The sequence below is a fragment of the Oleiphilus sp. HI0132 genome (assembly GCF_001635845.1).
This window is the reverse complement of the sequence record NZ_LWGJ01000910.1, coordinates 1-201: the sequence shown is the minus strand read 5'-3', so window position 1 is coordinate 201 and position 201 is coordinate 1. Positions and strand designations below refer to the sequence as shown.

General features: G+C 43.8%; 1 protein-coding gene. It reads left to right on the top strand.

Going from position 1 to position 201, the window contains the following annotated elements; genetic code table 11:
- Window positions 1–201: hypothetical protein (locus A3766_RS30950; protein ID WP_197479511.1), on the top strand; the 201-nt coding region annotated here is incomplete at both ends.

The following is a 201-nucleotide window of genomic DNA, read 5'->3' as shown; positions in this document are numbered from 1 at the left end:
GCTCATTCATTGTAATGATAAGCTAGGTGCCGAGGCGATTACGCGAATTGGAATTGCGCGATTACTAAGCTTTGAGCTCCAAGGTATTCGCTCGCAATTCAAAAAAGCGATTAAAAACTACCAAAAGCTAGGCTTGCTTTATGCACCTGTCGGGCAAGCCAGCGCACTTTATGATGACTTTCTGATTGCGGCAATATGTTT